At 57.7% G+C, this 6,707-nt stretch carries 9 protein-coding genes; 3 read left to right on the top strand and 6 right to left on the bottom strand.

Annotated features, from left to right (window positions below; translation table 11 throughout):
• Positions 1-848, top strand: an 848-nt coding sequence (locus tag AB6804_RS28510) for an integrase domain-containing protein (RefSeq protein WP_370889301.1), incomplete at its 5' end; no start/stop codon positions are given.
• 117 nt (positions 849-965) lie between these two features.
• Here the strand turns inward: AB6804_RS28510 and AB6804_RS28505 are convergent.
• From AB6804_RS28505 to AB6804_RS28495, 3 genes are all read right to left on the bottom strand, one after another.
• The gene (locus tag AB6804_RS28505; RefSeq protein ID WP_370889300.1) at positions 966-1,106 is read right to left on the bottom strand and encodes a hypothetical protein; all 141 of its coding nucleotides are present in this window, start codon (positions 1,104-1,106) and stop codon (positions 966-968) included.
• Positions 1,107-1,175: 69 nt separating this feature from the next.
• A complete protein-coding gene (locus AB6804_RS28500; RefSeq protein ID WP_370889299.1) occupies positions 1,176-1,841 on the bottom strand; it encodes a Lar family restriction alleviation protein in 666 nt (221 codons plus the stop codon).
• Between the two features lie 269 nt (positions 1,842-2,110).
• On the bottom strand, positions 2,111-2,740 hold the full coding sequence (locus tag AB6804_RS28495; protein WP_370889298.1) for a CGNR zinc finger domain-containing protein: 630 nt from the start codon (positions 2,738-2,740) through the stop codon (positions 2,111-2,113).
• 71 nt (positions 2,741-2,811) lie between these two features.
• On the opposite strand from AB6804_RS28495, the gene AB6804_RS28490 reads away from it, so the two are divergent.
• Entirely contained in the window at positions 2,812-3,681 is an 870-nt protein-coding gene (locus AB6804_RS28490) for an alpha/beta fold hydrolase (protein ID WP_370889297.1), read from the top strand.
• Between the two features lie 257 nt (positions 3,682-3,938).
• The gene (locus tag AB6804_RS28485; RefSeq protein ID WP_370889296.1) at positions 3,939-4,310 is read left to right on the top strand and encodes a YciI family protein; all 372 of its coding nucleotides are present in this window, start codon (positions 3,939-3,941) and stop codon (positions 4,308-4,310) included.
• Positions 4,311-4,868: 558 nt separating this feature from the next.
• Here the strand turns inward: AB6804_RS28485 and AB6804_RS28480 are convergent.
• The 3 genes from AB6804_RS28480 to AB6804_RS28470 are packed head-to-tail and all read right to left on the bottom strand — an operon-like array spanning position 4,869 to position 6,643.
• Positions 4,869-5,168 carry a hypothetical protein gene (locus AB6804_RS28480; protein ID WP_370889295.1) on the bottom strand — a complete coding sequence of 100 codons (300 nt, stop codon included), beginning with the start codon at positions 5,166-5,168 and terminating at the stop codon, positions 4,869-4,871.
• A gap of 8 nt (positions 5,169-5,176) precedes the next feature.
• Positions 5,177-5,686, bottom strand: coding sequence for a hypothetical protein (locus AB6804_RS28475; RefSeq protein ID WP_370889294.1), 510 nt, complete (start codon positions 5,684-5,686; stop codon positions 5,177-5,179).
• A 54-nt stretch (positions 5,687-5,740) separates the two neighbouring features.
• Positions 5,741-6,643 carry a DUF1173 family protein gene (locus AB6804_RS28470; protein ID WP_370889293.1) on the bottom strand — a complete coding sequence of 301 codons (903 nt, stop codon included), beginning with the start codon at positions 6,641-6,643 and terminating at the stop codon, positions 5,741-5,743.
• Positions 6,644-6,707: the final 64 nt, after the last annotated feature.

The following is a 6,707-nucleotide window of genomic DNA, read 5'->3' as shown; positions in this document are numbered from 1 at the left end:
TTTGCCAGCCATTATGGCCGACTCGGACCCCAGCTTTTTCCACTTACCGAGCTGTCCGAATTCCCGGCGCCACCTCTGAGTACATTGATCCAGCCGCGCACGACTTTCGGCGCACGTCTGTAGCGACCGAGGACAAGTCATGGGAAGGCAAGGGGATCGATGCCGTTTCCATCATCGAAGAAATCGCGAAGACGGAGCCCGTGGTCGCAGTGCAAATGAAGCTGCAGGCGGCCTTTGGTCTACGGGTCGAAGAGAGTCTTCTGTTGAGGCCTAAAGATGCAGTCCGTAAAGACGGAAAGCTCAGCGTGGTCCACGGCACAAAAGGCGGTCGTCCTCGTGTGGTGCCGATGGAGTTCAAGATGGATGTCCTACTTGAGGCGGCTCAACACACAAACCGGTCTACTGGCTCGACTATCCCCGACGGCTATACCAAGACTCAGTGGAAGGACCACTTCTATACGGTTCTCAAACGCCATGGTGTGACGAAGTCTGGCTTGGGCGTTACGTGCCACGGCCTGAGGCATCAGTTCTTGCAGCAGATGTTCGAAAAATACACCGGCGTTCCTGCGCCGATCAAAGGCAGCGACAAGAGGGCCGACCCGGCGCTCCACCGCGAAGCGATGCAAGCCGTGGTCGAGGCGGCGGGCCATAGCAAAGAGCAAAAGGCCGGCGCTTATCTGTCTAGCTTTTCTGTCCAGAGGCGACTGAAGGCACCTAAGGTGACACTAGCACAAGTCCAAGAGGCACTCGCAGCAACCGATGGCAATAAAAAAGCAGCAGCGATCGCGCTGGGCATCAACAGAACAGCCCTGTACCGCGTTTTACAATGCGAAAAGCGTGCCGAATAAGGGGGATGTGCATATTCGGCACGTTTTGTAACAGGGACTTTGTTCTTTAACTTCAATGACTTGATTATTAGCGCTAGAAAAACGGGACGCTCTCCGGGGAGCGTCTATGTGCGCTCTTCAGTCCAAGAGCCAGCTCAACTGCGGACTTGTCATCGCGTGATACGTCAGGATGACGCCGAGGGCGAGCAATGTAAAAAGCTGCGGCACTAGTTTATTGCGGAGCCGGTAGGCGGCGACGATGTACTGGATGAGCGACATATTTGGTCCTTGTTTGCCGTGTCTAGTTGTTAGGTCCCTTTAGTATGACCCGCCCCGAATGAAGTCAAGTCACCAGCGGTTGCGGTCGGGGAGGTCATCGACCGCCTCGTTGACGCTGTTCTCAAAGTTGCCTTCGTCACCGCCTGTCGCGGGAATCCGGGGAAACTGGACCGAAGCGATTCCGTCAATGTATATGCGCTTCGCTAGCTGCTGAAGCTTTCGATATCGCGCCGCGTCGCGGAGGACTGTGTCGACTGGCCAGAACTCGCTCATTGTGATTTTGCTGTCGGCGATTTTCTTGGCGAGCATTTGAAAAATGGGCCCACGCTTCTCCCATTCGTCTTCGTTCCTCGAGAGGAGGTCGATCAAGTAGGCAGCGTCGACTGCGCTAATTTCTTTTCTGACGAGCTCAAGCAGATCGCCCTCGGTGGCTTTCGGCCGCTGCATCCGTGCGTTCCAAATCTCGCCGGCCTTGTCCAGTGCCGCGTAGCGGTCGTTGCCGATCGGGATCCAAGGCGTCTGCATCCCGCATTCATCGCAGAAAATGCAGCAGACCTTCTCGTAGGGGACGTCATATGGTGAGCGCGGTTCCATGTCTTGCATGGGCGGCGCAAGGCTGTTGCCAAGCCGAGCAAAGTCACGGTCAGGAGCCGACGGACGGCCGACTAGTCGCTGGGAGAATCCGAAAGACCACTTTCCGCCGCAATGGTCGCAGGGAAAAAGTTCGTCAGTCATGGCGCTGTCCTGTCGCCGGCGGGCCGGCGGTTCTGATATTTGTAAGCCGCCGTGGATTATAGCTACCTGCCTGGCGTCGCTCGACCGCGGACGTAGAAGGCACCTTTGCCAGCCGGTGCACTAAAGTTTTCAGTGCATCGAGTCACCTTTCCAGTTCATCGGCATATGGCGGTTGGCTGCAAGGGACCGAAGCGGGAATCGAGCTTCGTTAGGGTGCCCGTCGGGGCGTGCGACGGAGGCTGAACGGCCATCCCACCCGGTCACACTCTTCAATCCGTCGTCTTTGTCAAATGGTAGTGGCGTTGCGCCTTCGCACGATTTCCGCAAGTGGCCATTGAGCACCATCGTCGGGACCTGCTCCGCGACAGATCCAGGAACAACCATGAGCACGCGCCGCATTCTCGGACATTGGACAAGATCGGCTGCGAAAGCAGTTCGTTCGCAGCAATGGCGAGCCGGTCCTTCATGAGGGCACAGCCGGACTTCTCGGGGCAGACCGTCCAGCATGCCGGTCGTCCTACAACGTTCAGGGTCGAATGTTTCATTGCCTCGACGATGTAGTGTTCGAGCTGTAGTCGGTCTACCTCCAAAGGTACACGGCCAGCGGCCATTGCGGAGAACACTGCATGCAGAATGGCTCGCAGTTCCGTTATCTCTTTAAGGAGATCCGATGGGCGGTGTCCGGAGCGCGTGAGGGCCTCCTCGATTAGTCGGTGGTCAGTCTGGTCAAGCAAACCGTTCGTCGTCGCCCAATCCACAGCGTCACGCCAATCAACCAATCGCTCGACGTCACGGTCTTTAGTGCCGCCACCGCAGGTATTTACGAAGTCCAGGACAACGTGCCCGCCGACGCCTGCACGTAGTCGTTCAAATGATGAAGCCTTTGCATCGACCAACATAACCTCCTTGCGGCCATTTGGTGGTTAGTCTATGCTTGTTACTCGCTACGGTCCAGTACGCAAAGGCATCCATGAACAGTCCTTCGCAGCAATCGCAGCAGCGGATTCTTGGCACTGGCGCACTGCATCTGCCACAAGTTTTCGACTTTGATGGCCAGTCAGTGCGCTATGGGGTGATCGGTGAGGGCGAGCCAATCGTGTTTGTACATGGAACACCGTTTTCTTCGCAGGTCTGGCGTCGCATAGCACCGGTGACCGCTCGCTTTCGACAAGTCTTCTACTTCGATCTTCTTGGTTACGGGATGTCTGAGCAGCGAACGGACGAAGACGTCTCATTGGCTGTTCAGACTCGCCTACTGGCAGCCTTGCTAAAGCATTGGCAACTCGATACGCCAGACGTCGTTGCCCATGATTTCGGCGGTGCCACGGCGCTCAGAGCGGCGCTTCTGGACCGATGCGAGTATCGGTCTCTGCTACTAATCGATCCGGTAGCGGTGTCCCCATGGGGATCACCATTTGTGCGTCATGTGCGCGCGCATGAGGCTGCATTTGCAGGCGCACCCGCGTACATCCACGAGGCGATCGTTAGCGCATATCTGCAAGGCGCCGCGCATCAATCGCTCTCCGCAGACACGTTAAGCATTTACGCATCCCCTTGGATGGGCGAATTGGGCCAAGCGGCCTTCTACCGTCAGATCGCCCAGATGGACCAGCGCTATACCGATGAAGTGCAACCGCGTTACGGCGAGCTGCGCTGCCCGGTTTCAATCTTGTGGGGCGACGAGGATCAGTGGATCCCTATCGATCGAGGCCTGAAGCTAGCCGCGATGATTCCCGGGGCGCGCTTCACGCGGGTGCCTGGTTCTGGACATCTGATGCAGGAGGACGCTCCTGAGGCTATCGTCGGCGAGCTGATGGATTTTCTGCCGAGAAAGATATGAACGGCGCTCAAGCTGAGAGTCTCAGCGTCGTGCAGTGAGCTTCGTTGGCGACCCAGCGCTGACGTCGGGTGAGCATTCCAGGCCGACCAACGCCTCACAAATCAGCATAAACGGCTTGCGAGTCGGTGCCGTCTGAGGTCGGCAGGATCCGCCTTGATGCGGGAAGACTGGCAAACTCGCTAAAAGCTACGCGAGAGAATTGTCGATCTCCGATCATCACATTCGTCGTCAGTGATTCGCCATTCAAAGGATCTCCCATGAAATATCTCGGTCTGGCCTACTTCACCCCCGAAAAATTCGACGCAATGGCGCCAGACGACATCAAGGAATTGGTGAGCCAATGCCCGCCATTGGACGAGAAGATGCGCGCTACAGGCAAGGTTCTGATTTCCGCATCGCTTGGCAACCTGGAGAACTGGAGGACGCTTCGCTCGCGCGGTGGAAAGACGCGCGTCACCGATGGGCCTTACACCGAGTCGAAGGAAGTCGTCGGCGGCTTGTTCATCATCGAGGCTGATAGCTCTGACGAGGCGTTACGCATAGCGTCCATGCACCCGGCCGCCACACTTGGCGAAGAGGGCGGATGGGCCGTGGAGCTTATCCCCATGGACTTCTATCTGGCGCAATGAGGGTTCTGACACGTGTCTCAAGAACGCGTTGGCATTCTTTCCCACAAAAATGTGTCGCGCACTGCTGGCAGCGAAGACTGCGCAATGACAGTGGGGTCGAGTTAGTTATGCCGCAATCCCATTGTAGTCTTCGTGACTGACGAGGCGCAGAGGTGCCAGTGATGGGGCGTCAAAGAGCAAGCGATAGGATCGGCCAACCGGCACGGACACCAGCTTGCCGGCCGACGACTTGATGAACTTTCCGTCGAGCGAGAATGGATGCACGCCGCTACTGACCTTTGCGAGCAGATATCTTGCCTCTCTTTGTACGGCCGACAAATGCCGCACCATGGACAGGTCAATCGGATCGTCGGTGGTGGAGACTCGCTTCGCCGAGCGCTTTTCTTCAATCGCCTGAAAGTCGCTGGGCCTTCTGCTTTTCTGCAGCCGCGCACGCGTGGCAGTACTTGCCCTTGCCGCTGTGACCGCATTCGAAGGTTCGTTTCATCGTGCATTCCTAAGTCGTTGGTGAACCTATTGCACCACTGTTCGACGGTTGGTCAAGTGTCGGTAGACGACTTATTCGGGCTTCTTTTCGCCCGGCAATATCGCATCGAGTTCTTGCGATAACTCTAGGATCCGAGCGTCGGCGAGCTCTATTCGAGATTTGAGCCGGTCGATGCGAGCCATCGATAATGAATACTGCTCGGACAGCATCGACAGCGCCCAAAATGGATTGAGCGTGACGTGACAAACGGCGCACATGACGATTTCGCTCTGTTCGATGAGCCGAAGATTACGGTGTGCACACTCGGCCTCGAGATGGCCGAGCGTGTTAGAAGCGACGGCTCGCCTTTCGAAGGGAATGACCTTGCGCATCGACGCTCTTATGAATGACGCATGGCGGTATTGATGGGCGTAGTCTCGACGGCTGCAATGGCGTTGGGCGGGAACAAAACGCTCGAGATACCTGGGTCGCGGCGATAGTGGAGTCCAACGACATCCAGGTATTCACGGAAAGAGGCGGTGTCACCGGGAGCGACCCCCAGGTCTCGGTTCGCGAAGCGGAGGTCGGTCGGCGCGAACGCGTGTCGGTCCAGCGACTTAACGTGATCGACGTTGGGCAACCACCACCGGTTCCAACGGATGGTAAAAGCGAGCCATGCCTTGCCTGACCGCTCCAGTTCGTCCCAAGTCGCGTGAAAGTCGAGTATTGCACCGAGGGAACTGAAGAACACCGCGCGCAGGCAGGTTTCGTCCGCAGCAGCAACGACGATCTGTTTCCGTCGTTCGTCGACCGCGTCAATGGTACTTGCCATCGCGAGCGCGGGGTAATTCACTTGCCAGTCGGCGTTACGCGCGACTGCACGATTCAGAAAGAACGAGTTCGAGGCCATATCATTTGCGCAGCAGTTAAGAATGCGCTCAAAGTATCCTAGAAGGAGCGACCGTCAAGTCAACGGTTCGGGAAGCCGTACTGACGCGAGGTCGGCCGGCGGTATCCACTCAACGCACCGCGTTGCGGCGCGCGCATACAGCGCCTGTTTCTCTTTCTTGCGGGCAAGGTACTCGTCATTGCCTTGCATGCCATAGATTTCGATTGCCGTTGGCTCGCAAGTATCCGTCAGTTGGAAGTCGGGCAGCATGACGTCGCCGGCCTCGAGCCTCAGAGGTTTAATGAAACGTCGGCGCTCGGCAACAAGCCGGTTGGCCATCTCGACCTCGTAGCTCGAATCGCAGGGCACGAAACTGCTGCCGGACAGTTGCAGCGCAAGGTCGACGATCCGAAGATTTCCCTCTTTTGTTCGCTCGATCGAAGCGAGAATCACGACGCGCGCGCTAGCGTTGCCCGTCATCGCCCAGGCGGACCCAAACGACGCGGCGGCCGATTCGATAACGGGTGTTGAGGCGTAGAAAGTGCGCTTCGTTTGGCGCAGCGTGACGACGAAGCCGTACTTTGAGGCCACCACGCCGCGGAGCTCGCCGAGCACCAATCGGCGTTGCGATGCCTGGGGTGTCGTCGTAATGGCGTCGAGGAACGCGTTGAACTCGGCGACAATGGACTGCGCTTGGCTTTCGTCGTGCCGGCGCATGACATGCAAGACCCTCTTGGATCCGCTTACCGTTGAGCTTGCCGTCGCCAAGAGCGGCCACAAGCTGTGCGTTGCACTGACCCCAACCGCGTGTAGAACCTCCCCGCCAGACCTGCAAACCGGCCTCGAGCCAAACACGTTGCAGAAAGCAAGGAGAGGTGCGGCGCGGCGAGTCGTGGTGGTGAGCGACGAGCCGTCTTCGGCGCGTATCGACCGTCCGACCGTTCTAACAGATAGCGCGGCGTCGAGCTTGACGTTCATCCATGAGGGCGTTTGCTGGATCGCACTGAGCGCGTCGGGCGTTCTTCCATCTTTGATGGATGCC

The organism is Caballeronia sp. RCC_10 (assembly GCF_041360715.1).
GTDB classification, from domain to species: Bacteria; Pseudomonadota; Gammaproteobacteria; order Burkholderiales; family Burkholderiaceae; genus Caballeronia; species Caballeronia grimmiae.
The sequence above is the reverse complement of the archived record's forward strand: the minus strand, read 5'-3'. Positions and strand labels throughout refer to the sequence as shown.